The following is a 668-nucleotide window of genomic DNA, read 5'->3' as shown; positions in this document are numbered from 1 at the left end:
TGGAGGCGGAGAGCATCTTCGTGATGCGTGAGGTGGTTGCGGAGATGGAGCGGCCGGTGCTGCTCTTCTCGGGTGGTAAGGATTCGATCGTGATGTTGCGGTTGGCGCAGAAGGCGTTTGCGCCGGCGAGTGTGCCGTTTCCGGTGATGCATGTGGATACGGGGCACAACTTTCCCGAGGTTCTGGAGTATCGGGATCGTCGGGTGGCGGAGTTGGGGTTGCAGTTGATCGTGGCGTCGGTGCCGGAGGCGTTGACGCGGGGGTTGGTGCGGGAGTCCGGGGACGGGATGCGTAACCGGATCCAGACGCCGGTGTTGTTGGACGCGGTGGAGAAGCACCGGTTCGATGCGCTGTTCGGTGGGGCGCGGCGGGATGAGGAGAAGGCGCGGGCGAAGGAGCGGGTGTTCTCGTTCCGGGACGAGTTCGGGCAGTGGGATCCGAAGAACCAGCGGCCGGAGTTGTGGTCGTTGTACAACGGTCGGCATCATCCGGGTGAGTCGATCCGGGTGTTCCCGTTGTCGAACTGGACCGAGTTGGATGTGTGGCACTACATCGCCCGGGAGCGGATTCCGTTGCCGTCGATCTACTTCGCGCACGAGCGTGAGGTGGTGGAGCGGGACGGCATGTTGTATGCGGTGAACGAGTTCTTCACCCCGCGGGCGGGTGAG

At 63.8% G+C, this 668-nt stretch carries 1 protein-coding gene; it reads left to right on the top strand.

The genetic code is table 11. From position 1 onward, the window contains the following. A partial coding sequence (gene cysD / locus ACVMYR_RS33135) for a sulfate adenylyltransferase subunit CysD (RefSeq protein ID WP_457123705.1) occupies positions 1-668 on the top strand: 668 nt, incomplete at both ends.

The organism is Micromonospora sp. PTRAS2 (assembly GCF_054052245.1).
The sequence above is the reverse complement of the archived record's forward strand: the minus strand, read 5'-3'. Positions and strand labels throughout refer to the sequence as shown.